The organism is Argonema antarcticum A004/B2 (assembly GCF_023333585.1).
GTDB classification, from domain to species: Bacteria; Cyanobacteriota; Cyanobacteriia; order Cyanobacteriales; family Aerosakkonemataceae; genus Argonema; species Argonema antarcticum.
On record NZ_JAIQZN010000039.1, the window covers coordinates 13558 to 40410 of the forward strand.

A 26853-nucleotide genomic window follows, 5' to 3' on the forward strand; every position below is an offset into this window, starting at 1 on the left:
AGAGAGCAGTAATTGTGGTGCAAAGGAAGTAAAGATTTGTATGGCAAAAATATATCAAAAAGAACGACAACCAGACTTCCTTATTATTGGAGCCCAAAGGTGTGGAACTACATCCTTTTATAGCTATCTAGTTCGCCATCCCCAGATTGTCCCCGCCGAAAAAAAAGAGGTGCATTTTTTTGACTTAAACTTTCACAAAGGCGTTGATTGGTATCGAGATCAATTTCCCAGATTTGCCAAGTATGTCTCGCAGTCAGCTGAGGAATCTATCGCGGATGAGCAAGATAATTTTCCGGGGTTTATCACTGGTGAAGCAAGTCCTTATTATATCTTTCATCCTTCAGTTCCCCAACGCCTTTACCAATTGTTCCCCCAAGTGAAACTGATTGTGCTGCTGAGAGATCCCGTGGCTAGGGCAATTTCGCACTACAATCATGAAATAAGGCTAGGTGTAGAGTATCTGTCGATCGAGGATGCTCTAGCACAAGAAGAATTCCGACTCAAAGGCGAAATCGAAAAAATCCTCGCCTGTGAAACTTACTACAGCTTCAACCATCAGCACTATTCCTACCTATCTAGGGGAACCTACATCGAACAACTCACAACTTGGATGAATTTTTTCCCCAGAGAACAGTTTTTGATTCTAAAAAGCGAAGATTTTTACGACAACCCAGCAGTCATCTTGAATAAAGCATTTGATTTTTTAAATCTCCCCTCTCATAAACTCGATAAGTATGACAAACTCAATGTTGGTGATTACCTGGAAACAGAAATTAGCGAAGCAACACGGCTTCAACTAAAAGCATATTTCCAACCTTATAACCAAAAATTAGAAGAGTATTTTGGCACAAATTTTGATTGGATATAAAACTAAGGTTTTGCTCCCTAGCCCCACAAATCTGGGGTGCTACCCTCCTCATTCCCCCCAGATTTGGGGGGCTAGGGGGGCGATTGCGTAAGTCCTATTTCTTAATCATCGCCATCTTAGTGCTAGGCATCTTTTTTCGCTTCGTAAATTTGGACAAAAAAGTTTACTGGGGCGATGAAGTATATACCTCATTCCGTATTGCTGGTTACACCCTTACAGAAGCGACTCAGGAACTCTTTGATGGTAAGCCAAAAAGCATCGAAGAATTGCAGGAATATCAGCAACCCCATCGAAACAGAGGTGTAACCGATACTATTAAATCTTTAGCACTTGAAGATTCTCAGCACCCGCCATTATATTACATAATGGCATATTTTTGGGAAAAGTGGTTGGGTTCTGACCTGGCAATAAAAAGAAGTTTGCCCGCTCTAATTAGTTTATTTGTATTTCCTTGCCTTTATTGGTTGTGCTGGGAATTATTTAACTCAACGCCGATCGCTTGGGTAACAGTAGCAATGGTAGCAGTTTCGCCTTTCCATGTGCTTTATGCTCAGGAAGTTCGAGAGTACAGCTTGTGGAGTGTGACCATTTTGTTATCCAGTTGGTTGCTGCTGCGAGCCTTATGCCTTAAAACAAAATTAAGTTGGGTAATTTATGCAGCCACTTTGCCAATTTTATTATATACTTACTTATTTTCTGTGCTAATTCTAATCGGACAGGGAATTTATGTATTTGCTAACGAAGGCTGGCAGTGGACTAAAACGCGAACTGCCTTCTTACTGGCATCTGGCTTTGGATTGATAACATTTACACCTTGGCTGTTTGTTGTCGCTAATAACTTATCGACTATTCAAAGCACAACTAGCCACTTCCAAGAAAAAGTGTCGCTGCCATCTTTATTTCAAATGTGGGGTTTTAATCTCAGCCGTGCTTTCATCGATCTAGATAGTCAGGGTAGAATTGTAGAATTTGGCAATCCAATAGCAGGTATTATCCGGGTGATTTTGGTAGTAACGCTGGCAATTTTGGTAGTATATAGCATTTATTTTATCTGCCGGAAAACTCCAAAGAGAGTTTGGTTATTTATTTTGACTTTGATGGGAGTAACAGGGCTAGCTGCGATCTTGCCAGATTTAATTTTTGGGGGCATCCGTTCAAGTGTAAGTCGTTACCTTGTTCCCTGTTATTTAGGGATTCAAATCGCAGTTGCTTATACTATTTATAGTTTGATGTCTTACCAGGAGATCCCCCCCACCCCCCCCTTAAAAAGGGGGAGCAAACATTGTCGTGACCAGGCTCTACCTCACGACAATGTAGAGGCTCAGCCTCTTATGGAGGGTGGCTTTACAGGGCGAATAACGAGCGAAAAGCGTCGTCTATTGTGGCGTTTTATCGCGCTTGTGCTAATATCTGGTGGTGTTATATCATGTGCTATTAGCTCTCAAGCAGAATCTTGGTGGAGTAAATACGGAAGCTATTACAATCCTCAAGTAGCTGGCATTATTAACCAGCATCAACGTCCACTTGCGATCAGTAGCGGTTATGTCCCAAGAGTCCTGTCTCTCAGCTATTTGCTTAATCCAAAAGCAAAGATTCAGTTTGTGGCTGAAAAAGATATAACCCAGATTCCCGATGGCTTCAGCGATGTGTTTTTATACCGACCTTCAGAAAAATTAAAATCTCGACACTGGAAACAAGGTAACTATAAAATAGAAACGGTTTACCAGTCACCGCCAGTTTTCGATTACCTGGAGCCAATTTCCCGCTCAAGCGAAATCTGGCTCTGGAAATTAGCGAAACGCTGATGAATAGTAATATAGCTAGGGACTAGGGGCTAGGGGCTAGGGACTAGGGAAGAGGGAAGAGGAAAAAGCTTGACGAAGTAAGGGATTATGGACTAAAGGTAACCCCGCCCCTACTTAATCGCCCTGGCGGTTGCTATATAAGAAAGAAATAAAGTAGGTTGGGTTTTGTTGCCTCAACCCAACCTACTATTCTTCAAGAAAAAGGGGTATTATCGCACCGCACCCGCCCTTCTTCCCTCTTCCCTCTTCCCTCTTCCCTCTTCCCTCTTCCCTCTTCCCTAGCCCCTAGCCCCTAGCCCCTCTCTTCCCCTAGCCCATGCGAATTCTTTTCCTGCATCCTAATTTTCCAGCTCAATTTCGCCACGTGGCGACACTTTTAGCTCAAGACCCCAACAATGAAGTGGTCTTTGGCTGTAAAATCGAAAATCCAGAGTGGCAGATTCCTGGCGTCCGCAAAGTGCTGTTCAAGGTGAGCCGCGAAGCAAGAGCTGAGACGCACCACTATGTCCGTTTCCTAGAAAATGGCGTTTTGCATGGACAAGCTATGTTTCGGGTAGCGGAACAGCTGAAGGCAGAAGGATTTATTCCAGACATAATCTACGGCCATTCCGGTTGGGGGCCAACGCTGTTTATGAAGGATGCCTTCCCGAACAGTCAGCTGATGTGTTATTTCGAGTGGTTTTACCATGCCGTTGGGTCAGATGCTGACTTTGACCCAGCTGACCCGTTATCGGTGGATGATATGGCGCGAATTCGCACGAAAAATGCGCCTATTTTGATAGATTTGTATAGTTGTGACCGGGGAATATCTCCAACTAACTGGCAAAAGTCCCAGTTTCCTCAAGAATTCCACAGCAAGATTTCTGTGCTGCACGACGGGGTGGATACCGACTACTTTAAACCGAATCCCGGCGCGAAACTGATCCTGCCAAATCTAGATTTGTCAGAAGTTGATGAAATTGTCACTTATGTAGGGCGGGGAATGGAGCCTTATCGGGGCTTTCCCGAATTTATTGAAAGCCTTGCCTACGTGCAAGAGAGACGTCCTAACTGCCATATAGTAGTGGTAGGGGCCGATCGCGTCTGTTATGGCAAAGCTTTGCCCAATGGCGTCACCTATAAAGAGCAGATGCTCAAGAAAGTACCCCTGGATTTATCCCGAATTCACTTTGTCGGCTCCCTACCCTACGGGTTATACCTAAAAGTAATTCAGGCGTCAAAAGCCCACATCTATTTAACTCGGCCATTTGTGTTATCTTGGTCGATGATTGAAGCCATGTCTACCGGATGCGTGGTGATTGGCTCCGATACCCCTCCAGTGAGCGAAGTTATCCGCAGTGGCGAAAATGGTTTGCTCGTCGATTTCTTCTCACCCAAGCAGATTGCTGACAAAATCGATGCAGTTTTGGATCATCCCACCCGCATGGCAGAAATCCGCCAAAAGGCTCGGAAAACAGTTTTAGAACAGTATTCCCATGATGTCTTGCTGCCCCGCCATATCCAGCTAATTCAAGACGTAGCTAATCGTTCCCTCTCACCACAACAGAAGGTGGCGTCCAGCCTTGGGCTGCAAACCCAAGATTTTGCCTTGGCGCAGGGAAATTTAACCAAATCTTGACAAAGATTGTAAAGAATCTTCGCTATTATAGGCAAGATTGCACATAATTTGCGTATGGAGGGAACTATAAAATAAGTTGAACAGTCAGGAAGCAAAAAAGTTATGGCCTGGAAACCTATTTAGGTAATTGGGGAAAATTATGATGCAAGCTATACTACTGAAAGCAAGCGTGGTAGAGGGAGCCAGCGAATCTACCTGTGAAACTCTATCACCGCAAGCTATTTTCGCGAATCCGTCGGATATCTTAGAAAATATCCAATCCACGACTAAGGAATGAGGAGTGAACGATAAATGCCTTTAATTACACTCACGACAAATGCCGATACTTTTACTGGAGGTGCCCCTGGGGACACCATATTAGGACTGGATGGAAATGACACCATCACGGTTATTGCTGGGGGTGTCATTTCTAGCGGTAACCAAGGGAATGATAACCTCCAGTCCTTCGTGGCTGGCAATACCCTCAGAGGCGGTCAGGGTGCTGACACTTTGAAAAGTGGTTCTAATAGCCTCTTATACGGAGATAAGGGCAAGGACAGCCTACAAGCTATTTTTGGCGATACCTTGTACGGCGGTGACGGTATCAACATACTGACGGACGATGACGACATCCTGATAGGAGCGGCATCATCCATCCTGTACGGCGAAGCTGGTAAAGATACCCTGATCGGTGCGGCAACTGCCACCCTGTACGGCGGTCAGGGTAACGATAGCCTCAAAGGTGCGGGTACTGGTTACTTGTCTGGTGATGAAGGCAACGATACCCTCGAAGGACTGGCTGCCGATACACTGCTGGGCGGTGATGGCAATGACAGTCTCCTTGCTAAGGCAAGCGGTATCCTCGCCAACGGCAACGCAGGAAACGATATGCTTGTGGTTGCTGATAACGTAACGGGCGCTACCCTTTATGGCGGCAAAGACAACGATACCCTTATGGGTAAGGGTGGCAGCGTTTTGGAAGGCCAAAAGGGCACCGACTCTTTAGTAGGGTTTTCGCAAGGTGGTAAAAGCGATACCCTGATTGGTGGTGAAGACGGCGACACCCTCATAGGTACCGCCGACGCTGATTTACTGTTTGGTGGCTCTACAATTACGGGAGGAGCTGACACTGGGGATGGCGCTGACTTCATCAGTGGCAAAGCTGGTACTGATACCATATACGGTGGAGATGGTGGTGACACAGTAGACGGGGGAACTGGTGCTGACACCATTTTTGGCGGCGCTGGCGATGACAGCCTCTTTGGTGGTGTTGGTGGTGAAGCTGACTCCATAATTGGTGGAGAAGGTAGCGATACCCTGATTGGTTGGGGTGGCAATGACACCCTGATTGGTGGAGAAGGTGCCGATTACTTCGTGTTTTCTGGCGGTACATTCGCAACGAGCCTAGTATCACCAGATACGGGATCGATCAACAACTTTGGCGAACTGGGCCTGGATAGCATCATAGGCTTTGAAGTAGGAATAGACAAGATTGTCCTGGATGGTAATGGTACTGCACCCGGTTTTACAACTCCAGGTGCTGGCCTATTTGCGAACTTGAGCGTGACGAATGCCCCAGGAGTTTCAGTAGTCACAGGTAGCGACAATGCTTCAGCTGAGGTAGCCCAAGGCTTGATTGTCTATAACAAGGACACTGGTAAACTCTTCTACAATCCAAATGGTCAAGGCCCAGGTTTTGAATCTGGTAACCAGTTTGCGACCTTAGATACTGGCTTAAACATTTCCTCCGGCGACTTCATCATCGTGTAGTGAGTTGTAAAAATCACTGCAATTGTAGATAAAACTTAGTAGAAACAGGACTAGATACATTTCTGGTTCTGTTTTGTTTTATGGGCTGTTTCGTTTTCTGTACGATCTGAACACACCTTAGCTAAACTCCAGTTATAGCTAGGGGCTAGGGGCTAGGGGCTAGGGACTAGGGGAAGAAGGGTTTAGAATCCGCCAACGTTTCAGGAATTCAGAATGGCTTAACCGCCAAGGCGGTTGCTATACATGAAGTCCATAATCCCTTACGGAGTAACGTCTTCCCTCTTCCCTCAACGCTCGCAAGAGCAAGAAAGCCCCTAGTCCCTAGCTATATCAACGAGGTCACCGAGCCGAAAAGCTTATCCAGTCTATTTTTGAGCAATAGTTGTCGCCGCGTCAGATCAAATAAATGGAGATTTACAATTGACACTCTCAGGTCTAAAGACACTGAGATTCTGCGGACAGAGTAAGATTAGGTAGCACCCAAAGTCTAACTCTCGCTACGGTTGTCAAAGACCGTCTACCCAGTAAGCCTAAGTCTATGCTTAGATTGCTGGCTACTTTTCTTAAAATATTTGCTGCCCCATTGAGGTCAGCATTAACAATCCACCCGTTTGCTGACCGATACAATCCACGTTCAACGCGCTTACCTGATGCTTTCCACCCTTCTGGCTTAGAACCATATACAGGTAGGGCGTCTCCATCTAAGAAAGATGCTTTTGAAGTGTAAGATTCTTCGGTTTCTTGAAATCTGATTCCGTGTAAATCACACAGTTGTTTTAATCGGTCTTTGAGTTTACCCAGAGGCATTTGAACAAATTTTTGGTTATTCAACCTTCCCATATTGGCATTAGATTTAAAACCTTCATTCCAACCAATTACTAATGTTCCAATGCCGTATTTTAAGCAATGGTCAATAATTAGTTTTGCGGCTTTGTTAATACCATCTCGCATTTGATGGTTGCGTTTACGGGTTACTCTATCCAACCAGTTGTCCCAATAGGCTTCTGGTTTTCCTTCTTTTCGTGTTGATACTTTCTTATTCCAGAGTTGATTAAATGCTTTCATTGCACGAGCATCAATCAATAAAGAATTGCCCAAAGTATCAACACAGGCGGCTAGATTATCAGCAGTCCCAAGATCAATAGATAAAGCTTGATTAATGTCTAAGTTATGCTGTTGTTTTTGAACTTCATAAGAGATTTCAAGGTAGAAAGCACCATTTTTAGGGAGAATTGTAAATTCTTTAACCTGGGAATAGTCGATATTTGAAGGCATTGGTAAGAAAAACTCTGAAACACCAAACCATCTTTTAACAGTTAAACCTAACGAAAATCTAAGTTGACCATTAACGATAACTGGTTTTTGCCCTCCTGAGTTTGGGTAAGCAACCTTGAACAGTTTAGATCCTGTCAAGTAGTTGGGTGCTTTAGGTTTGAAATGCAATTGACCTTTGAGGAACAAAGACCGCAATTCTTTAAAGGATTTAAACCCCTCGGTTACTGACATTAAAGTTTGCTGCATCGGGGTAGACGGCATTGACTGAGCAACAAGTGATTTACTAATAGATTCTTCGTAAATCAAGTCAAACTTTCTAGTCAGCAATTTTCCGGTCTTGAAAAACGTTTGTCTAGCAAAGTAAACAGCATTATTGTAAAGCTTCCCTGATTGTTGACAAAGGTACTCTAATAACGCTTTTGTTTCATGAGCGGGAGATAGCAAGATTTGCTGAACTCCCATTGATTTTTTGTTTTTAGCCACTGGTTCGACTTGCCAGATTTTGTTGACCTCTTTATAGTAATCGACTAAACTATAATTGTCAACAGCTATACAGGAAACAACAAAAAATATGCTAACTCAAGAAGACTACAAAACCCATAACCATGTTAAATTCTTGGTTAATTACCATTTTGGATGGATTCCTAAACGCAGAAAGAAAGTTTTAGTTGGGGAGATAGCGACAAGAACTAGACAAATATTTGCCGAATTAGCTATAGAAAAAGGGTGGGATATTCTAGCCTTAGAAGTAGCTCCAGACCACATACATTTATTTGTTAGTGTTAAACCTACTGACACCCCGCATTTAGTTATTAAGGCGTTTAAGGGACGTTCAACTTTTTATCTAAGAAAAGAATTCCCACAATTAAAAAAACTTCCATCTCTTTGGACTAGTAGCTACTTTGTAAGTACAGCAGGTAATGTAAGTAGTGAAGCGGTTAGGCGATACATTGAAGACCCATACCACGGATAATATAGAGAAGACCACGGTGGTTAAAACCACTCGTGTCGCTTCCCTCTCAGCACTAAAGTGACTGAGTTTCCCGCATACCGCGAGGTCTTATGAGAAATTGGCCAAAATGGATTCCTAACCCTAATTCGTGGCTGAGTGCAGTTCTCCTAATTTTGCTCGTGAGGGGAATTGCAGTTGGGATCAGGAGAATTTTTGAAATGGGATACTCCCTGATGGAGCTTTCACCCAAGATGCAAATCTTGTTGTATTTTGCACTATTACTTTCGCCTATTCCCGTAGTTGCGATCGCACACCATTGGCTGCACGTATTTCTCGATCGCTATTCTCCCAACACGCGATCGCCAGAATTGGGCAAAATTGAGGGAATATTCCCCGGTTTAATGAGTTGGTGGGAGGGATTGTATGGCTGGATGACGATCGCACTCGCAATGCTCCTGAGCGGCATGATTCGCTTTCTCTTCTTTTTGTCGGATGACTCACTATATGAAATGCTTGGCTGGTGGGATGAATTGAGAAATTTCTTCACAATTTATACACTCATCCGGGTAGTTACTGCCGCCTACCTTTACCAATTTGAATATACAGTGCGGCATCATCTAATCGCGATCGGTGCTGCCAATCAATCGAATGAGGAATAATAAATAAGTAGGGTGGATAATTTCCACCTTACTTAACTACTTAGCTAAAACACTATGAAACAGCATGAAATTGGTAGCAGCTTTGTAGATTGTCTCAAATCTGCCTTGGGTTTGCTAGAACTCGATCCGAAATCCCAGCTTTATCAAGATGTCACGTCTGTTTGCAACCATCTTGCCAATCCCGGTTTTCGGATTGCTGTTTTTGGCCCTTTTAATTACGGCAAATCAACCCTCATCAATGCCATCCTGGGAAACCGCGCCTTACCAATTGATATTATCCCCACCACGGGTGCTGCCATTTACGTCAAATATGGCAACGAACTGCGAACTAAAATCGCGATGTTGGATGGTAGAGAAATTAATGAAAGCGGTACGGAAATCCTCAAGAAGTTTGCTATCCTGGATGGCGATCGCAGAATGCGAGATGATGTCGCCGGAGTGCAGGTTTTTTGTCCTCACCCATTCCTGCAAAATAACGTAGAATTATTGGATTTACCGGGAACGAACGATCGCGAAGAACAAGATAACTTAGTACGGGATAAACTACTAACCGCAGATTTAATTGTTCAGGTATTGGATGGTCGTCAATTGATGACTTTAGGCGAACGGGAAAAATTGCGTGATTGGCTGAGCGATCGCGGGATTATAACCGTTATTTTTGTTGTTAATTTCGTTAATTTACTGGAACCAGAAGACCAGAAAGAAGTCTACAAGCGTTTGCGGTTTGTAGCGGAAAGTTTTCGCGCCGATTTACCACAAAATATCAGCAATTTATACCGCGTTGATGCACTTCCTGCCTTGCGATCGAGATTAAAAGGAGATGTCGCAGCGGCACAAAGTAGCGGACTGGCTAGTTTTGAATCCGCGTTGCAAAGTATTTTAGCAGTAAAACAGGAGAAAATGGGAGATATTCGGCTTCCGCGTATGGTAGCTTTAGCTTCTCAAGTCAAGCAATTATTACAAGCAAAAGTTCAACCTATTGCCGCTGAAGTAGAAACCGCTGAAAATAAGCGCAATGCCAAGATCCAAATTCAACAAAAAGCAGAGAAATTAATTCAACAGGGTTTCGCTGCTAGTGTTACTGAATTAAGAGATTGGCTAAACGAACAAACGCTTTTATATCGCTATCAATCAGAAGCCTCCGCAGCACTTCAGCACAATCAATTTAGTACCTGGGAAAGAGACTTTTTCAAACCAAAAGTTGTACAACTTCAACAGGGAATTGTAAAATGGGTTATCCAAGCTTGTGAGTTTTTTAATTACCCTCAGCCTGAAGAATTATCTATTTTTTTTCCAACCCACCCACAAGTAAATTTGCCAAATAAATCTACAGATTCCGATAGTTTAAGCGATACGGCTTCAGTAGGTGTAGCAACTGGTTTGGGTTGGGTTTTGGGTGGCCCGGTGGGAGCAGCGTTTGTTGGTGGTGCTGCCTATCTTTTGAATAAGAATGTAAAACAAGACAAACAAGTATCTTCTGAAGAAAGTTATCGCGATCGAGCTACACAAATATATGCTGATGCTGTTAAAGAATATCTAACTCGTTTCAGTAGTGAAGCTCTTTCAGCGTTGCGTCAATATGAGGAAAAAGCCGTCAAGGTGATTAATTTTAAGGTAACTGAAACGCCTTTAGAAATTACTAGAAAGCGCGATCGGCTAAATCTATTAAACACTTGTTTGGAGAATCTCGATCGAGAATTGGAATCTGTCAGATCGAGTTTAGGTTAGGCACGCTGCGATCGCATTCTCGTCTTTTTAAACGCACACCCGCAGTTGTTAATCCCTTACAGAGTAAGCTTTTTCCTCTTCCCTCTTCCCTAGTCCCTAGCCAGAAAGCCCCTAGTCCCTAGCTATATCTGGGAAGTTACAGAAGCGGAACTTTGCTGAATAGCCTTTTGTAACGCTTGTTTGTTGGGTTGGGATTCTGAAGAGTTGACATCACCAAGATTACTTCCAGAACTCAAGTGATTATTGAGGATATCGAGTTGGGCGTCAAGGATTTTCGGACGTTTTTCGTACCAAGCTGCGATCGCAACCGACAGTTTTTCAATATCATCTGGTAAGGAATCGATTAACTTAGTTAAGCTGGCGATATCTTGAGGAGTGAATAAGCGCGATCGCTTATCGTTTAATAATTCAATAAAAGCTTCCAGATTTTGTTCGTCAAATGACATGATTTAGACTCCTACCGATGAATTTTTATGCAATACTTGAGTTGATGCCACTTGCTAGAATACCTAATATTTTACCGACGTCGTTGATAAAATATTCGAGCAAGTCAATTTCGATCGCCTGTTTTGTCAGCCTCAGAAATTTCCAGTTAGTTCCGGTGGTAACAGAACCGTAAATAACAGGAATTTCATTGCCTTCATTTGCATTAAAAAGTTGTGCTGCTAACATTTCGGCTACGCATTGGCCCAAACCAGCTAAAATATTTTCTTTTTTCGCTTCTACTAGGGTGATGACTGGCGCACTGACAAATAAAAGTTCCGGCGATCGACTGATGATAAAATCACAACTGCCGTTCAATCCTTTACTAGCATCTACACTAAAGTCAATCCCAGAAAACCAGCTAATTTGATAATTTAACTGTTTCCTCAGTTCAACGAGAATCGGAGCGATAATTAATTCCGATCGCGCTTTTTCTGTATTGCTGCCAAGGGCTAAAGCCATATTATCACGCAAGGTTTCTTGGAGAAAATCGCTAGGTGCTAATTCTGGAATTTCCCTAAAAATATTAGAGCGTTCGGAAATCGTTAAATTAAAGTCTTTAGCAACTCGATTTAAAGTAAAATCACTGTAAGACATTTGATTAGCATCCAGAAACTATAGTTGACAACTAAGAGCGTATTTAACACCTCCGGTAAAATATTATTCTAGGGGGCGAAGCATTTGCGCCAATAGTCTTTGGATTTTCACCGGGATTGATATTCGCAAATGCTTCGCCCTATAATATTAACTCAATTCATCAGGATTAATTCCTTGAGAACGCAAATACTCTGCTAAACGTTCAGCGCGTTGACGTTCCTGTTCCGCCCGTTGACGTTCCTGTTCAGCGCGTTGATGTTCCTGTTCAGCGCGTTGATGTTCCTGTTCAGCGCGTTGATGTTCCTGTTCCGCCCGTTGAGCTTCTTGTTCCGTCCGTTGACGTTCCTGTTCAATTTGTTCGACTGCCCAAGGTAACAAATTCCCGGCTTCATCCCACCAACGCAACCAATAACCCGTTCGTTCTTCCTTTTTGCCGTGCCATGTTCCTAAAAATAACCCCAGTTCCGGTAACCAATGGCGGCCATTTTCATTCGGTAATTCCAATTCATACCGTTTTTCTTGCAACCGATAGACTTCCAAAAGTCCCGCTTCTGGCTCAAAAACTACATAAATTGTAACCTTCAGAATTTGCTCATAGAAAAACCATTTTCCCGGTGGATAGGTTCGTTTCACTGAATATTCGCCGCCGTCATTTTCCGAGAGAAATTCCATCACCACCTGCGGTACTTCTCCCTCTAAATTCGGCGTATAACTCCTCCGAGCTTTTGCCACTGCCAGCGGCTCAACAGAGGAAACATAAACCCAATCAGGGGCTTTAATAATTAACTGTTCATCGACTGTAGCACAGAGTCCAAAATTGGAGGCGATTAACATTTGTGGTTTGATAAACCCGCTCAATTCTAGGGTTTCTCGTAAAGCACCAGCAATCAGCGGTTGACCAGTATTTTCCACAGGTTTCTCTTCTAATTGATAGTCGTCGGGGAGTTTTTCCCAGGTAATTTTGAGTGTTGCTGTTCTGAATAGGGGAGGGGCTTGTGTCACGACCATTGCTTTCGATCTCCTAGTAGGGAATAGAGTTATCGTTGTTTGCGCTGTGTTTTAATTGTTAAGGAATGATTTAGGATTGCTATATCAATTAATTTTATCTTATTTGAACGCGCTATGTCCGAAGTGCGTAAAAGAAAGACACTCATAGTTGAGGATAAAGAAAGTGCGATCGCTTTTTTTTAAGAAAGTGCGATCGCCCTGTGCCAAACTTCTCGTTCTTCCTTCAAAATATGCTTTGACTCACGAGCAAGAAGTTGTAGTTGCTGAATCTCGATCGTTCTCAACACCTTCTGGTTTTTCTTCGGGGAAATTTAGCAAACGCTTCGCTTTCTTCAAGCGGGACTGATATAGAGGCGAGCGTCGATTATCTTCCTCTAATTGGGCAATTATTTCATCCAGAATCAAGATATTAGCATCGGCTCGTTTGCAGATTTCCTGCACTCTAGCCGATCTTTCCTTAACTTTCTCGATGCTAGGAGGTTGTGGTTTCTCAGTCATCGGATGTTCCAATCCCTTTTGATCTCTTGTGTACTTGCTGCCAAGGCATCTAGTGTAGCCTCTGCTTCTGCGATCGAACGGTCTAGTAAATCTAGCATAGCAGGAGTAGCGGTTGGTTGGATTTCTGCAATTTGTCGCAAAAGTCTGTAAAACCGCGAGTAGTATGTATCTGCCCTCTCTTTGATATTCTGGAGTTGATCTAGGTCGATCGATGTTGCTTCTGTCTCGCCATACCGTTGTGCGATCGCAAATTCTGTAGCTTTTGCCTGATGAACAATTTTCAGCAGCCCTCGTTCCAAGTTTAAAACAGTGTTTGTTGTTTCTTCCGGTAATTCTGCCATTGCAGCTGATATTCTCAAAATCTACATCTAATAGATTACAGTCAAATTACCAGACTTTATCCCAAAACCTCATCTACAGTAATATTAATATCGGTAAAAGCTAGTATAGATAAACTTTCTCCGCGCTGAAATCTCTGCACATTCTGATAACCTGTTGGCGATGGTGAGCGATAAACTTCAACGCATTGCTCGTTGATATCCACTAACCAAGCTTCCACGATATCATTTTCTGCATAAAGCGTAATTTTTACATTTCGGTCAGCTTCAACTGTCGTATCTGCCACTTCTACTAACAAAATAATATCCGGTATTTGAGGATGTCCTGACTCATAAAAATCTGGACGAGGTTGCAGCAATGCTATATCTGGCTGAGGTTCAGAGGCATCATTCAATTCAACTGGGTTTTGCGGAGAAAGTATTATGTTATCTCCAAGAAGTTGGGTAAATAATCTGACTAATCGATTCACACCAGCTGCGTGTCTTCTCCCAATTGATGCCATCTCAACAATTTCTCCTCGAATCAATTCTACTCTGTCATCCTCCGTAAGGATACCAGCATCCACCATTTGGTGATACTGCTCTACTGTAAATTTTCGTCTTAGTAATTGAACAGACATTGCTACCTCCAATATTGGATATTATCTTATTTTAATAGGAATTACGCAAACCTTTGTTTTTCCGTAATTCCTGTATCTAATCGTCCTTATCCCAAAACCTCATCTACAGTAATATTAATATCGGGAAAAGCTAGGATAGATAAACTTTCACCACGCTGAAACCTCTGCACATTCTGATAACCTGTTGGCGATGGTGAGCGATAAACTTCAACGCATTGCTCGTTGATATCCACTAACCAAGCTTCCACAATACCATTTTCAGCATAAAGCGTAATTTTTACATTTCGGTCAGCTTCAACTGTCGTATCTGCAACTTCTACTAACAAAATAATATCCTGTATTTGAGGATGTCCTGACTCATAAAAATCTGCCCGTCGTAGCAATAACGTAACATCTGGCTGAGGTTCAGAATTCTCATCCAATTCAACTGGATTCTGAGGCCAAACAATTACCATTTGTGCCAGACGCACAATAAACAATTCGGTAAGACGACCAACACAAGCAGCGTGTCTTCTACCAATTGATGCCATTTCAACAATTTCTCCTCGAATCAATTCAACTCTGTCATCCTCCGTAAGGATACCAGCATCAACCATTTGGTGATATTGCTCTACTGTAAATTTTCGTCTCAGTAATTGGACAGACATTGCTACCTCCACCATTGAATATTATTTGATTTTTCAATTATTTTATTTGATTTTAACACGAGTTTATCTATTCTATCACATCTAAGACTGTCTTGGGCAATAACTTATCCTTAAACCAGATAATTTTCGCTGGTGTATCGCTCACCTTTACCCCAGCTTTCTCCAAATTCAATCTTTCCGAAACAGCCAAGATCAAATTATCGCATTCAGCCTTTCGCGCTTGGGCGAATTTTTTTTGCAGATATTCAGGACGCCAATAACCAACTATTTCTAATAAGTAGGTTCTGCCATCTGGATGTACAAGCCGAAAATCAGGAATCATTACGCTACCGGGAATAGGAATAAGGTCAACTTCTCGCTCTAAAACCCAATCCGTTTTTAAGGAATCCCAGCGGTTGGCAAATGATGCTTCTAACATACTATCATAAGGCTTACCGGGTGGATAATGAGACACCAAACCGCAATCGGAATTAAGAGTGAATCTGCCAGTTTTTGATGCACCAGTATAGAAATCGCGAGTTTGCAAAGTGGCGCTGAGACTCCATTTGGTAACGTGCAGCAAAGCTGGGAGCATTTTAGCGATCGCTAATCCATATCTCGTACTAGGTTTAAACAAACTTGTTGGCCCATCAATAGTAATTGTAAAACCGTGGTCGGCATCACCCTCAATGTATGTCATTAATTGAAATAGTTTTAGATAGCGAAATAATAACTTATACTCACCCGGAACATTGCGATGAGCATTCAGAGTCATCTGACTGGCGCGATAAAAAACTCCCTGCACTTGCGATAGATTGTAACGATGCAATAAATCCTCTGGGATGGGAGCATCAAACTGAGTTAAAATACGATTTTCTTGTAAATCAGCATACAACCCAGTCCGAATTTGTTCTGGCAAAACTTCTCGATTTAGTTCTTGGCTGAGTTTATCTGCTAAAGTAATAAGTGTTTGACTAGAAGCCTGGGAACTAGGAATCGATCGGGCCGATAAAACAAACACGCGATCGCGCAATTCCTGGGGTTCTAAAGGACTAACAACCTCAAAAGTACAAAAACTGCTTTTGAGCAGATGAACTAATCCCCGAATTAGGCGATAATCAGGACTATCGCCTTCAAATTCTGACAACTTATTATCTAATTCTCCCTGAGTTTTACCGACAGCTTCCTCAAAATAAGTAATCAGATCGATCGCTAATTCCAAATTGCGATCGTCAATCTTCAGGCGCTTCGGAATTATCGTCTCCCCATTTTGCCGGTGACTCAGCAACTCGCTTGGTAACATTTGGATTTTGGATTTTGGATTTTGGATTTTGGATTGAATATTTCTCAGTCGGATTTTCACCCCATGATTCCGGCGACTCAGCAGCTAAATAACCACTCTGATGATTTACCTCATAAATTGGTTTAGACGGCACAACCTTTAAATTCCCTTTCTTCTTCTTCTTATTCTTTCCTATTTCTTGTGACACAGGCGTCTCGCCTGTAACTCTGATTGGTTCATTTTTCCGATCCACTCCCCGCCGACGTTCAGAAGTACCCTCCTCACTCGTATTTTCCGCCACCACCTCATAAAGTACAGCGCGTTTATTATTATCGTTCCCCTTACGCAAAATCCGCCCCAGTCGCTGAATAAACTCGCGCTGGGAACCCGTACCGGATAAGATAATCGCAATACTGGCAGCCGGAACATCAACACCTTCATTTAAAACATGAGAAGCGACCAGACTTTTGTATTCCCCTTCGCGAAAGCGTGTTAAAATTTCGTGGCGTTCTTTCACCGGAGTTTGATGAGTAATTGCAGGGATTAAAAACTCTTGAGAAATCCGGTAAACCGTAGCATTATCCGCTGTAAATATAAGAGTGCGTTCGGGATAATGTTCGGCAATCAAATTACCGAGAACCCGCAACTTGCCATCCGTACCCAAAGCAATTTCCCTAGCTTCTCGGTGAGCTAGCATAGCACGGCGTCCGCCTGGAGATCTAGCGCTCATTTGCACAAATCGCTGCCAACCTTCCAAACTGCCTAAACTAATCTTTTCAGTCTTCAAAAAGTCATTGCGAATTTTGATAAGTTCGGTGTAGCGATCGCGCTCCAGTTGCGATAACTTCACTTTAATGGGAATAATCTCATGCTGCGCTAGCGCTAAACCAGCCAATTCCTCAGCCGTTTTGCGATAAACCACCAGGCCGATGAGATGATTGAGATCGGTATGCTTGCCATCCGATCGGTCCGGCGTTGCAGATAATCCCAGACGATAAGGTGCGATCGCATATTCTGCAATTACCCGATAAAATTCTGTTGGCAAATGGTGACACTCATCAAAAATTAACAGCGCATAGCCATTTCCCAACGCCTCAGCATTAATTGCCGCACTATCATAAGTAGCAACCAGAATCGGCGTCCTATCCCGCGAACCGCCACCCAGCAACCCCACCTCTACATCGGGAAAAGCGGCCACCAATTGAGCATACCACTGGTGCATCAAATCCAACGTTGGCACCACAATCAGCGTACTCCGAGGTGTTGCCTGCATCGCCAATTGCGCCAAATAAGTCTTACCAGCAGCAGTGGGAAGCACCACCACCCCCCTCCTTCCTGCCAACTTCCAAGCCATCAACGCCTCACTCTGGTGCAGGTAGGGTTCCATTTCCACACTAGGGATCAATTGCAGGGGCGCAAATGCCTTCGCCTCATCGATAAAGTTAGTTCCTTCGGCTTGCAATGCTTCCACCAAAGGGCGATAGTGGATAGCGGGGATGCGAAATTTCTCCACGCGATCGTCCCAAGTAGCGAATTCCACCCAGATTTTGCCCCTTGGCGGCGGATGCAAAATCAGAGTGCCCCTGTCAAAAGATAATGTGGGAGTACGAACCATTACTTCTTCAAATTCTCGTTCACCGCGATCACAGTCGAGTTATTTAGTCCAGCGCTATCAAGCATGAAACCCATACAACCTTGGCATTGGCGATCGCTCCCTCTTGCTAATCGTAGTGGATCGCAAGTCTTCGAGGCGCTATTTCTTCATCCCAGAAATGAAACCAGCGACAATCTCGAAACAGTGCAAAGTCATTCCCATCAGCGGATTGCTACCCTCCTAGAAAGTCCAGTTACACCAAACAGCACCAATCTGGCTCGATATTCTATCTGTGCGGGTTCTCCTCGCTATATTGAGGGTCAACCGCAGCTATGGACTCCCCCTAGAGGAGACATTCTTCCCTTTCTGCGTCGCCTCCTCAACTCTCATCATCAGGATGAAGATGCGAATGTTCCTGAACTTCCCTTTACAGGCGGTTGGCTAGGATGGTTGGGATATGACTTGGCGTGGGAGATTGAGCAACTACCCCAACTCAAAACCGATCCACTTCCCTTTCCAACTGCTTACTGGTACGAACCAGAATCCTTTGCAGTTGCAGATCATCAACAACAAATTTTGTGGTTAGCCACCACTGACTCCGCGCAACTTGACTCTATGCAAAGTCAAATAGATCGAGAGACAGGAGTGCAGAATTCACCGGAAACCAGCAAAACTAATCCCATCACTCCCATTTTCCAAATGTCTCAGGAGGATTATGAAGCGGCGGTACGACAAGCTCAGAAATATATTCAAGCAGGCGATATTTTTCAAGCTAATTTGTCATTGCGGTTTGAAGCGTATACTCCAAGTGATAGCTGGTCAATTTATCGAGCTTTGCAACAGATCAATCCTTCCCCCTTCGCCAGTTATTGGCAGACTCCTTGGGGGGCAATTATTAGCTGTTCCCCAGAAAGATTAGTTAAATTATCAGGAAGGCAAGTTGAGACTCGACCGATCGCAGGAACGCGATCGCGTGGCCCTACCTCCACGGCTGATGAACAGTTAGCCGAAGAATTAATCGCCAACATCAAAGAAAGAGCCGAACACATCATGTTAGTCGATCTAGAGCGCAATGACATCGGCAGAGTATGCGAATGGGGATCTGTAAAAGTCAATGAACTCCTCACCATCGAACGCTACAGCCACGTCATGCACCTAGTCAGCAACATCATTGGTACGTTACACCCAAACTGTGACGCCGTAGACTTGATTCGATCTGTGTTTCCTGGGGGGACAATTACTGGTTGTCCGAAAGTTCGCTGCATGGAAATTATTGAAGAACTCGAACCCGTAAAGCGCAACTTATTCTACGGTTCCTGCGGTTATCTAGATTGGCGGGGAAACCTCGACTTAAATATCCTGATTCGCACTTTGCTATATACTGACACAAGCGACCCTACACTAGGGGCAACTGTTTGGGGACAAGTCGGTGCTGGCATTGTTGCAGACAGCGACCCGGAAAAAGAATGGTATGAGTCTCTACATAAAGCACAAGCTCAACTCAACGCCCTAAATCTGGCTGAGATATTTCAGCAAAATCGCCACTAAGTGACTCGTGCCCACTACAGATGCTTTTGCAACGATCGAATTTGCCAGCATCGGCTTTTCTTGTGCGATCGCAACCCTCTACGAAAATATTGAGCAGCTATTGTAAACCTTGAGCAGACCTCAGCCTCCAAAGGCTAATCGCTCACAGAGAGCATATTCATCGAGTTATAGTGATCGCCAAAGTCAAGACTCAGCATCCCAGGAAACTGGAAAACTGGAAGCGATCGCAGTCGGAGGCATTCTGGCACCCGATCAGATTATCTCCCTGGATGCAAATCTGTTCTAAGGTTCTCATCCTGAGAGAACTTTTCAAGATAAGCCTAACGTTCGCGCTCACCGGACGCAGATATCCTTTGCAACACAGCCATCTATATTGGTAGTTCCGGTGCAGCGCGGTTGTTAGACACGCCCACACAGAGAATCACAAGACTACCTCGCAACAATCTGCCAAAGTTCACCATTGTAAGCTCCGGTTGTAGGATTGTAGGGTTGGTCTGCCAGACTGATAGTTCTGCTTGCAATTTGGTGGTCGAGGAAGAAATTGCCATGAGCAGACTTGATAAATACCCTGCCGCCTCCAGCATCAACAATCTCCCAAAGCTCGCCATTGTAAGCTCCGGTTGTAGGATTGTAGGGTTGGTCTGCTAGCGTGATAGTTTTGCTTGCAATTTGGTGGTCGAGGAAGAAATTGCCATGAGCAGACTTGATAAATACCCTGCCGCCTCCAGCATCAACAATCTCCCAAAGCTCGCCATTGTAAGCTCCGGTTGTAGGATTGTAGGGTTGGTCTGCTAGCGTGATAGTTCTGCTTGCAATTTGGTGGTCTAAAAAGTAATTACCATGAGCGGATCTGATGAAAACTCTCCGGGTGCTGATAGGTGATGTAGGGTTTTTGATACTAGCAACCCATGATTCATAGCGTCTTTGCTTATCTTGGGCTTTATTAAAAACTCCAAGTGCAACACCACCTTGAACACCAGCATAATAGCCCGAGGCTATAGTGTAGCAAGCAGCTAATCTTGCTGGATCGGGTGGTCCATCAACACGTCGAGTTCTAAGTGGATTACTCAAGGTTGGCGCGGGCACATTAAATGAAACTTTCAGATCACGCTCACATGCTGCCCTTAAATCGGAATACAAGCGTTCATTACATATGTTCCAATTGGAACCTACTGTGTAGTAGCACTTATCATGTGTATTGCAGGCTCCTCGAAAGTCAACAGGTCCCCAAGTATCTCTGATTTCTCCATTACTGTCTGGTCTATTAGTTACGCCACTACAAGCATCAGGAGCTTGAGCATAAGGGTACTCAGCTTTAGGAAAATCGGGATTGAAAGGAATTCCATTTATGTCAGCATATGCAATGTTGGAAGAACTGAGCGTACTTATAGTGATAAGAATGCTACTCAAGCGAGTAAACTTACTAATTCTTTGAGCTTTGGAAAAGTATTTTTGCATTACAAATCCTTACCATTACAAGTTTAAGACTATATCCCTACCGAGGAATTGTGGTCTAACTATTATTAGACGGAAACTTTCTGCCTAAGATCCTACAGTGGGTAAATAGGCAGAATGATTCGGCATAACACCCCAAATTTGGTACTTAGGTAGAACCCATGCCCTTTAAAGCTTGAAAACACCAGGAAATCGTCTTGGCGGGTGAAGTCCTGGTGCCTTCGATGCTTCGGTTAAAACCAGAACGACCATATCAACGATATGCCCTTCCCGATTGGATAGGTTGCGGCCTGCCCATTAATGACAGGTTAGCAAATTACTCGATCCTTGAAAAGGGCAGAAGTTCTTACCTCGTAAGAATCTAGGTATGGCGTTTTGGTTCCGTATAGTTCTTTTCAACGATTGAGCCATGATACAACCCAAACCCAGCGATCGCGAGGACAGCACCCCCCTCCTCGAAGCCTCCACCCAGTTAGAATTAACTGAGGTAGAAGTTCTGCCCTCTCAGTCCACCCGGACTAAAATCCGCAAGCCGCGCAACCTGCCTCGAACGGAACCACCTCTATTTAGCACCAAGTCAATGGAGATGATGTTAAAGTTATCCCTTCTAATCCCTATATTCAGAATACCTCATGCCGCCAAATAATGCGATCGCAGTCGAATTCCGCGATGTCACCTACTCCCTAAACCGCCGTCCTCTAGTATCTAATCTCAATTTCACGATCGGGCCTGGGGAAACCGTCGTATTGCTGGGACGCAGCGGCAGTGGTAAGACGACGACTATGAAGCTAATTAATAGCCTGCTGACACCGACTACAGGGGAGGTTCGCGTTGAGGGGATGAGTACTGTTGAGTGGAATCCCATTAAGTTGCGGCGACAGATTGGTTATGTGATTCAAGAAACTGGCTTGTTTCCCCATTTTACTGTGGAGCGTAATGTGGGATTAGTACCTAGTTTAGAGGGTTGGAATAGCGATCGCATTCGCCAGCGCGTTTTTGAACTACTGCATCTAGTCGGTTTAGATCCCCAGGTATTTGCACGCCGCTATCCCCACGAACTATCCGGCGGACAACGCCAGCGCATCGGCGTCGCACGTTCACTGGCGGCAGATCCGCCGATATTGCTGATGGATGAACCTTTCGGCGCACTCGATCCCATCACGCGCCTGGAACTGCAAGGTGAGTTTCGTCGGTTGCAACAAGACTTGGGTAAAACGGTTGTCTTTGTCACCCACGATATTCAAGAAGCGTTTGTCTTGGGATCGAGAATTGGTTTGATGCAGGAGGGACGCTTGCTGCTGTTGGGGACTAAGGAGGAATTTTTGCGATCGCAACTACCAGAAGCACAAGCTTTTATGCAATGTCTAAACAGGGTCTAGGGAAGTCAAAAGAAAGAATTGTTTTTATCGTTGGTTAAATTTTTACCACAGATGAAGACAGATGAACACAGATGAACACAGATAAGAATAAGAACAGGATTTTTTTAGTAACCGATGCGTAAGGGAGTGATATTATTTTTTACTAAAATCGATAATTTCTTTATTAGCTAAACAACAAAATTATGAGTGACTTTTTCTTGTTTAAGTATGGCTGGGAAATTTTATCCCACACCGGCGAACATTTGTTTCTCGTAGGCATTTCTATTGGCATTGCTACACTCGTTGGCATTCCGCTTGGCATCCTCATCACCCGCCAGCCAAAATTTAGCCAACCGATTTTAGGCATTGCCAATATCATGCAAACTATTCCCAGTTTGGCGCTGTTTGGCTTTCTGATTTCTGTACCGCCTCCCATTGGGGGAATTGGTGACACTCCAGCAATTGTAGCGCTAACTCTCTATTCTCTCCTACCCATTATCCGCAATACCTACGTTGGGATTAACGGCGTCGATCCAGCGATTCGCGAAGTTGGACGCGGCATGGGTATGACCGATCGACAACTCTTATTTCAGGTCGAGATTCCATTAGCAATAGGTGTTATTCTAGCGGGGGTGCGCGTAGCTACAGTCATTGCCATAGGTGTCGCCACTATTGCTGCTGCAATTGGCGCTGGCGGTTTGGGAGTGTTCGTTTTTCGGGGTATCGCTGTGGTGAATAATCAACTAATCCTTGCCGGTGCAGTTCCAGCTGCTGTAATGGCTGTTTTGGCGGATTTTGCTATTGGTTGGTTGGAATATCTGCTCACACCTACTGGCACAAGGAAAAAGGAAAAATGAAACAAAATAAAATTTGGGTATTGTGTTTTTTAGCTTTGGCTTTGATAGTTGCGCTCGCAAGTTGCAACCCCAATGTTAATAGCCGTGGTGCAGACATCGTTATCGGGTCAAAAGATTTCACCGAACAAGACATTTTAGGCGAAATTTTAGCACAGCAAATCGAAGCCAAAACTAATCTAAAAGTAGACCGCAGATTTCGTCTTGGTTTCACTTATGTATGTCATAAAGCTCTATTGGCAGGTCAAATTGATGCCTACGTTGAATATACGGGAACAGCGTTGACAAGTGTTTTGAAACAAAAGCCGATTAGCGATCCGAAACTTGTTTATCAACGATTGAAACAAGCTTACGCCAACCAATTTGAATTGTCAGTCATGCCATCGTTAGGTTTTGAAAACACTTTCGCCATAATTGTGCGGGGAGAAGATGCTAAAGCGTTAAATTTGCAAACTCTTTCCCAAGCTACTAAGTATACACCCCAATGGCGAGGAGGATTCGGCTACGAATTTTTAGAACGGGAAGATGGATTTCCCGGATTAGCAAAAACTTACAATTTACAGTTTGCCAAACCACCCCGCGTGATGGATTTGGGGCTGATGTACCGGGCTTTGATTCAGAAGCAAGTAGACATGATAGCGGGAAATTCAACTGATGGACAAATTGCCCGATTGAATTTAGTAGTTTTAAAAGACGATAAGCAATATTTTCCCCCTTATGAAGCGGTGCCGATCGTGCGTTCTGCTACTTTAAAAAAATATCCCCAACTGCGTCAGGTATTTCAGCAATTGGGCGGATTAATTACGGCAGACGAAATGCGACGCCTAAACTACCTGGTAGAGGGAGAACTGCGAGATGTCAAAGAAGTGGTGCGAGAGTTTCTTGAGTTGAAAGGTTTGGTAAAAAAATAAAAATGTTTGTTTACTACCTTCAGGCCATCACGATAAATCTAGATCTTCATCTGTGTTTATCTGTGTTCATCTGTGGATATCTGTGGTAAAAAATATCCACGCACTCACTTTAACTTTATAAAAATCATGAGTCTGTTTGCCAACCAATCTCGTATCTTTTTCAGATATGCTCGGTTTTTGCTGCTTATGTTGATTATTGGTGTCTCGATTTCCCTATTTTGGTCTCAGGAACCGACAAAATCCGCCTTTGTCCCGCCGCTGCGAACTAAAAAAGGTATGGTAGTTTCAGCTCATCCTCTCGCTTCTGATGCGGGACTTTCCATGCTACGCAAGGGCGGCAATGCCGTAGATGCGGCGGTAGCAACAGCTTTTGCGATTTCAGTGGTGGAACCTTTTTCGGCGGGGATTGGCGGCGGTGGCTTTTTGATGCTGCATTTGGGGCAAACTGGCGAGATGAAGGCGTTAGATTTCCGAGAACGAGCCCCCCTCCGGGCTACGCAGAATATGTATCTGGACGAACAGGGGAAAGTGCGCCCAAATGCCAGCGTTACAGGCTATTTGGCAGTGGGGGTTCCGGGTACGGTGGCTGGACTTTATGAACTGCATCGTCAGTATGGTAAGCTTCCTTGGCAAGAGACGATCGCACCTGCTATCCGTCTGGCTAATGAAGGCTACATCATCAGTTCTCTCGCCTCTGAGCGTTTTGTGCCGATGTCGGAAAGCCGCAAGGATGCCATTCTCAATAATCCGGCAGCACGTCAAATTTTCGCTCCCAATGGTAGATTGTTGGGACGGGGAGATCGTGTAGTGCAGCGAGATTTAGCACGCACTTTACAGAGGATCGCTAAAGATCCGCAAAGTTTTTACACTGGTGAAATTGCTCGTACCATTGCCGATGATATGGCAAAAAACGGCGGTCTAATTACTCTTGAAGACCTTAAAACTTACAAACCAACTTGGCGATCGCCTTTATGCGGTACTTTCCGAGTTTACCGCATCTGTTCAATGCCACCGCCTTCTTCTGGAGGCGTTCACCTCTTGCAAATTTTGAACATTATTGGCGATACCGATCTAAAATCCTTGGGATGGCACCACCCCGATGCACTGCACTTGCTTGTGGAAGCAATGAAAATTGCTTATGCCGATCGCGCAGTGTATCTGGGCGATCCTGATTTTGTCAATGTTCCGGTTGCAGCGCTCACCAGTCGCGCCTATGCTCTTAAAAGGCGTCAGGAAATTTCTATGCAAAGGGCGCGACCTTCAAGCGAGGTAAGCGCAGTCGATCGAGAGACTTTGCAGCGTTTTGCTAATTCCAAAGAATCTTCTGACACCAGTCATCTCAACGTTGTGGACGAACAGCGAAATAGTGTCAGTCTCACCTTTACTATTAATTATGGTTTTGGATCTGGTGTAGTTGTGCCTGGAACGGGCATTTTGCTAAACAACGAAATGGACGATTTTGCTGTTGCACCAGGTGTACCCAACCTTTTTGGTTTGGTGGGTGGAGATGCAAATGCGATCGCACCCCGCAAAATTCCCCTTTCCAGTATGACTCCGCTCATCGTGACTGAAAACGGACGCTTGCGCTTGGCAACTGGTGCGCCTGGGGGCAGCACTATCATCACAACGGTACTGCAAGTCGTACTCAATGTATTAGAATACGACATGGATGTTGGTGCGGCTGTTTCTGCTCCGCGCATTCACCATCAGTGGTTACCTGATAAACTGAGGGTAGAACCATTTGGCTTGGATGCTCTTACCCTGGCAGAACTGCGTCGTCGCGGACATCAGATCGAGCAGCAAACTCCTTGGGGTAATGCTAATGCGATCGCACTCACCTCAGACGGTTTTTTAGAAGGCGCAGCCGATCCCCGTGGCGAAGGTTCTCCCAGTGGCTATTAAGCTACCTCTGTTTCTGGATTAAAGAATGAACGTTGTTGCACCTCGCCAGTGGGTATCAGCTTCCAGCCTACTTTGATTAGCTTCTGATAGGTTGCCTTTGCCTTTGGAACCGCCTGGTTTGCGGTATTCTGGTACGGCATATTGAGGAAAATTCTGTGACTTGTCTATGAGACAATTGTGGGTCTGGAATGTGGGTCTAAACTTCCGTGAGGAGAGAGGTGGAAAAAACTAATTCTCAGAAGCGAGAATTCCTCATTTTTGCGATCGCGCATTTTAGTAGGTTTCATGATACTATTTAAACCTAGAATTAGGAATACCTGCACTATGTCTCAAAATTTCTTAAAGTCCTTAACGGCTAAAGTGCTATTAGGGTTACCGGCAATCTTATTAACCCCTAGTAGCTTATTAGCTGAGCGTTACCAACCTAGACTATCCTTAAATCTAGAGAACTATGAGAATAGTAACTTAGTACAGTTTTTTGTGTATCCTCCCGGAAGTGATGACAGAATTCACGAAAAACTCCAGGGTAGGGTGGTGGAACCGGGAGAAACCGCAAATATTGATATTTACAACAAGCCTGCACCCCACCAGCTAATAAAAGCATCCCCACCCCCTGGCCAACTGTACTAAAAGTACCCAGGATATCAAATCCCTCACTGGAAAAGGCTTGAGCTGTACTAGCACCAAAAGTAGTCGCCACAACCATACAACCGACTGTCATCCCATACCATAGCCAATCAAAGCGATCGTGTTTATGGACTTCTTGAGGGGCAAAGGATTCGAGAAACCACCACCAAGACGACTCCGGTGGGTTGACGCTCAGCCGATAGTTAGCTAGGGGAAACTTTTTGGCTATTATCCCCGCAAGCCCCTTCAATCGTTCATCCAAATCAATCAACAGGGCGTACTGACTCGCGTTCAATTCGGCACCGTTCTCCTTGAGGTTTTCCACTCCATCGCGGCTCAAGAGCATTTCTATAATCTTCCGCTTTGACAGTATAAATCCTGCTTTTTCTACAGTGGATAATGCAGCTTGATAACCAGCGATGGCTTCGTCTATTGGGGATTTGGTTCCCTCGGCATAATCGTTCATGATTGGAACTTGCGCTATTTTGTAATGACTTT

General features: G+C 44.3%; 27 protein-coding genes. 15 read left to right on the top strand and 12 right to left on the bottom strand.

The window, feature by feature from the left end:
• Positions 1 to 40 precede the first annotated feature (40 nt).
• From LAY57_RS17455 to LAY57_RS35880, 5 genes are all read left to right on the top strand, one after another.
• A complete protein-coding gene (locus LAY57_RS17455) occupies positions 41 to 868 on the top strand; it encodes a sulfotransferase family protein (protein ID WP_249068072.1) in 828 nt (275 codons plus the stop codon).
• Positions 869 to 951: 83 nt separating this feature from the next.
• On the top strand, positions 952 to 2673 hold the full coding sequence (locus LAY57_RS17460) for a glycosyltransferase family 39 protein (protein ID WP_249068074.1): 1722 nt from the start codon (positions 952 to 954) through the stop codon (positions 2671 to 2673).
• A gap of 316 nt (positions 2674 to 2989) precedes the next feature.
• Complete coding sequence (locus LAY57_RS17465) at positions 2990 to 4291, top strand: glycosyltransferase family 4 protein (protein ID WP_249068075.1); 1302 nt, start codon at positions 2990 to 2992, stop codon at positions 4289 to 4291.
• A 139-nt stretch (positions 4292 to 4430) separates the two neighbouring features.
• Positions 4431 to 4568 (top strand): hypothetical protein, encoded by a 138-nt coding sequence (locus LAY57_RS17470; RefSeq protein ID WP_249068077.1) that lies wholly within the window; start codon positions 4431 to 4433, stop codon positions 4566 to 4568.
• Positions 4569 to 4582: 14 nt separating this feature from the next.
• Complete coding sequence (locus LAY57_RS35880; protein WP_275994110.1) at positions 4583 to 6040, top strand: calcium-binding protein; 1458 nt, start codon at positions 4583 to 4585, stop codon at positions 6038 to 6040.
• A gap of 435 nt (positions 6041 to 6475) precedes the next feature.
• Here the strand turns inward: LAY57_RS35880 and LAY57_RS17485 are convergent, their stop codons facing one another.
• Entirely contained in the window at positions 6476 to 7798 is a 1323-nt protein-coding gene (locus LAY57_RS17485; RefSeq protein WP_249068078.1) for an RNA-guided endonuclease InsQ/TnpB family protein, read from the bottom strand.
• Between the two features lie 88 nt (positions 7799 to 7886).
• Between LAY57_RS17485 and tnpA the strand changes: the two genes are divergently transcribed.
• From tnpA to LAY57_RS17500, 3 genes are all read left to right on the top strand, one after another.
• The gene (tnpA, locus tag LAY57_RS17490) at positions 7887 to 8288 is read left to right on the top strand and encodes an IS200/IS605 family transposase (RefSeq protein WP_249068119.1); all 402 of its coding nucleotides are present in this window, start codon (positions 7887 to 7889) and stop codon (positions 8286 to 8288) included.
• An 89-nt stretch (positions 8289 to 8377) separates the two neighbouring features.
• Positions 8378 to 8926 carry a hypothetical protein gene (locus tag LAY57_RS17495; RefSeq protein WP_249068079.1) on the top strand — a complete coding sequence of 183 codons (549 nt, stop codon included), beginning with the start codon at positions 8378 to 8380 and terminating at the stop codon, positions 8924 to 8926.
• Between the two features lie 54 nt (positions 8927 to 8980).
• Positions 8981 to 10654, top strand: a complete 1674-nt coding sequence (locus LAY57_RS17500) for a dynamin family protein (RefSeq protein ID WP_249068081.1) — start codon at positions 8981 to 8983, stop codon at positions 10652 to 10654.
• A 122-nt stretch (positions 10655 to 10776) separates the two neighbouring features.
• Here LAY57_RS17500 and LAY57_RS17505 read toward each other — a convergent pair whose 3' ends face one another.
• The 9 genes from LAY57_RS17505 to LAY57_RS17545 all read right to left on the bottom strand — a co-directional run bounded on the left by LAY57_RS17505 (position 10777) and on the right by LAY57_RS17545 (position 17721).
• Entirely contained in the window at positions 10777 to 11100 is a 324-nt protein-coding gene (locus LAY57_RS17505) for a hypothetical protein (RefSeq protein ID WP_249068082.1), read from the bottom strand.
• Positions 11101 to 11125: 25 nt separating this feature from the next.
• Positions 11126 to 11734, bottom strand: a complete 609-nt coding sequence (locus LAY57_RS17510) for a hypothetical protein (protein ID WP_249068083.1) — start codon at positions 11732 to 11734, stop codon at positions 11126 to 11128.
• A gap of 147 nt (positions 11735 to 11881) precedes the next feature.
• Positions 11882 to 12742 (bottom strand): Uma2 family endonuclease, encoded by an 861-nt coding sequence (locus tag LAY57_RS17515; RefSeq protein WP_249068084.1) that lies wholly within the window; start codon positions 12740 to 12742, stop codon positions 11882 to 11884.
• 240 nt (positions 12743 to 12982) lie between these two features.
• Positions 12983 to 13240 (bottom strand): hypothetical protein, encoded by a 258-nt coding sequence (locus LAY57_RS17520; RefSeq protein ID WP_249068085.1) that lies wholly within the window; start codon positions 13238 to 13240, stop codon positions 12983 to 12985.
• The gene (locus tag LAY57_RS17525) at positions 13237 to 13581 is read right to left on the bottom strand and encodes a hypothetical protein (RefSeq protein ID WP_249068086.1); all 345 of its coding nucleotides are present in this window, start codon (positions 13579 to 13581) and stop codon (positions 13237 to 13239) included. The genes LAY57_RS17520 and LAY57_RS17525 overlap by 4 nt, the downstream gene beginning before the upstream one ends.
• A 56-nt stretch (positions 13582 to 13637) precedes the next feature.
• Positions 13638 to 14198: a Uma2 family endonuclease gene (locus tag LAY57_RS17530; protein WP_249068087.1), complete on the bottom strand. Its 561-nt coding sequence runs from the start codon at positions 14196 to 14198 to the stop codon at positions 13638 to 13640.
• Between the two features lie 86 nt (positions 14199 to 14284).
• Positions 14285 to 14845, bottom strand: coding sequence for a Uma2 family endonuclease (locus LAY57_RS17535; protein ID WP_249068088.1), 561 nt, complete (start codon positions 14843 to 14845; stop codon positions 14285 to 14287).
• 67 nt (positions 14846 to 14912) lie between these two features.
• The gene (locus tag LAY57_RS17540) at positions 14913 to 16127 is read right to left on the bottom strand and encodes a DUF790 family protein (RefSeq protein ID WP_249068089.1); all 1215 of its coding nucleotides are present in this window, start codon (positions 16125 to 16127) and stop codon (positions 14913 to 14915) included.
• Positions 16057 to 17721, bottom strand: coding sequence for a DEAD/DEAH box helicase family protein (locus LAY57_RS17545; protein ID WP_249068090.1), 1665 nt, complete (start codon positions 17719 to 17721; stop codon positions 16057 to 16059). Before LAY57_RS17545 ends, LAY57_RS17540 begins: the two co-directional genes overlap by 71 nt.
• Positions 17722 to 17784: 63 nt before the next feature.
• Here LAY57_RS17545 and LAY57_RS17550 point away from each other — a divergent pair, with 63 nt between their 5' ends.
• Both LAY57_RS17550 and LAY57_RS17555 read left to right on the top strand, forming a co-directional pair.
• Complete coding sequence (locus LAY57_RS17550; RefSeq protein ID WP_249068091.1) at positions 17785 to 19248, top strand: anthranilate synthase component I; 1464 nt, start codon at positions 17785 to 17787, stop codon at positions 19246 to 19248.
• Between the two features lie 109 nt (positions 19249 to 19357).
• Positions 19358 to 19534, top strand: coding sequence for a hypothetical protein (locus tag LAY57_RS17555; RefSeq protein ID WP_249068092.1), 177 nt, complete (start codon positions 19358 to 19360; stop codon positions 19532 to 19534).
• Between the two features lie 143 nt (positions 19535 to 19677).
• Here LAY57_RS17555 and LAY57_RS17560 read toward each other — a convergent pair whose 3' ends face one another.
• Entirely contained in the window at positions 19678 to 20706 is a 1029-nt protein-coding gene (locus tag LAY57_RS17560) for a fascin domain-containing protein (RefSeq protein ID WP_249068093.1), read from the bottom strand.
• 406 nt (positions 20707 to 21112) lie between these two features.
• Here LAY57_RS17560 and LAY57_RS17565 point away from each other — a divergent pair, with 406 nt between their 5' ends.
• From LAY57_RS17565 to ggt, 5 genes are all read left to right on the top strand, one after another.
• Positions 21113 to 21349, top strand: coding sequence for a hypothetical protein (locus tag LAY57_RS17565; RefSeq protein WP_249068094.1), 237 nt, complete (start codon positions 21113 to 21115; stop codon positions 21347 to 21349).
• Entirely contained in the window at positions 21336 to 22082 is a 747-nt protein-coding gene (locus tag LAY57_RS17570; protein WP_249068095.1) for an ATP-binding cassette domain-containing protein, read from the top strand. Before LAY57_RS17565 ends, LAY57_RS17570 begins: the two co-directional genes overlap by 14 nt.
• Before the next feature lie 182 nt (positions 22083 to 22264).
• Positions 22265 to 22918 carry an ABC transporter permease gene (locus tag LAY57_RS17575; RefSeq protein WP_249068096.1) on the top strand — a complete coding sequence of 218 codons (654 nt, stop codon included), beginning with the start codon at positions 22265 to 22267 and terminating at the stop codon, positions 22916 to 22918.
• A complete protein-coding gene (locus tag LAY57_RS17580) occupies positions 22915 to 23826 on the top strand; it encodes a glycine betaine ABC transporter substrate-binding protein (RefSeq protein WP_249068097.1) in 912 nt (303 codons plus the stop codon). Before LAY57_RS17575 ends, LAY57_RS17580 begins: the two co-directional genes overlap by 4 nt.
• A 276-nt stretch (positions 23827 to 24102) precedes the next feature.
• Complete coding sequence (ggt, locus tag LAY57_RS17585; RefSeq protein ID WP_249068098.1) at positions 24103 to 25728, top strand: gamma-glutamyltransferase; 1626 nt, start codon at positions 24103 to 24105, stop codon at positions 25726 to 25728.
• A gap of 424 nt (positions 25729 to 26152) precedes the next feature.
• Here ggt and LAY57_RS17590 read toward each other — a convergent pair whose 3' ends face one another.
• Positions 26153 to 26821 (bottom strand): hypothetical protein, encoded by a 669-nt coding sequence (locus LAY57_RS17590; protein ID WP_249068099.1) that lies wholly within the window; start codon positions 26819 to 26821, stop codon positions 26153 to 26155.
• Positions 26822 to 26853 lie beyond the last annotated feature (32 nt).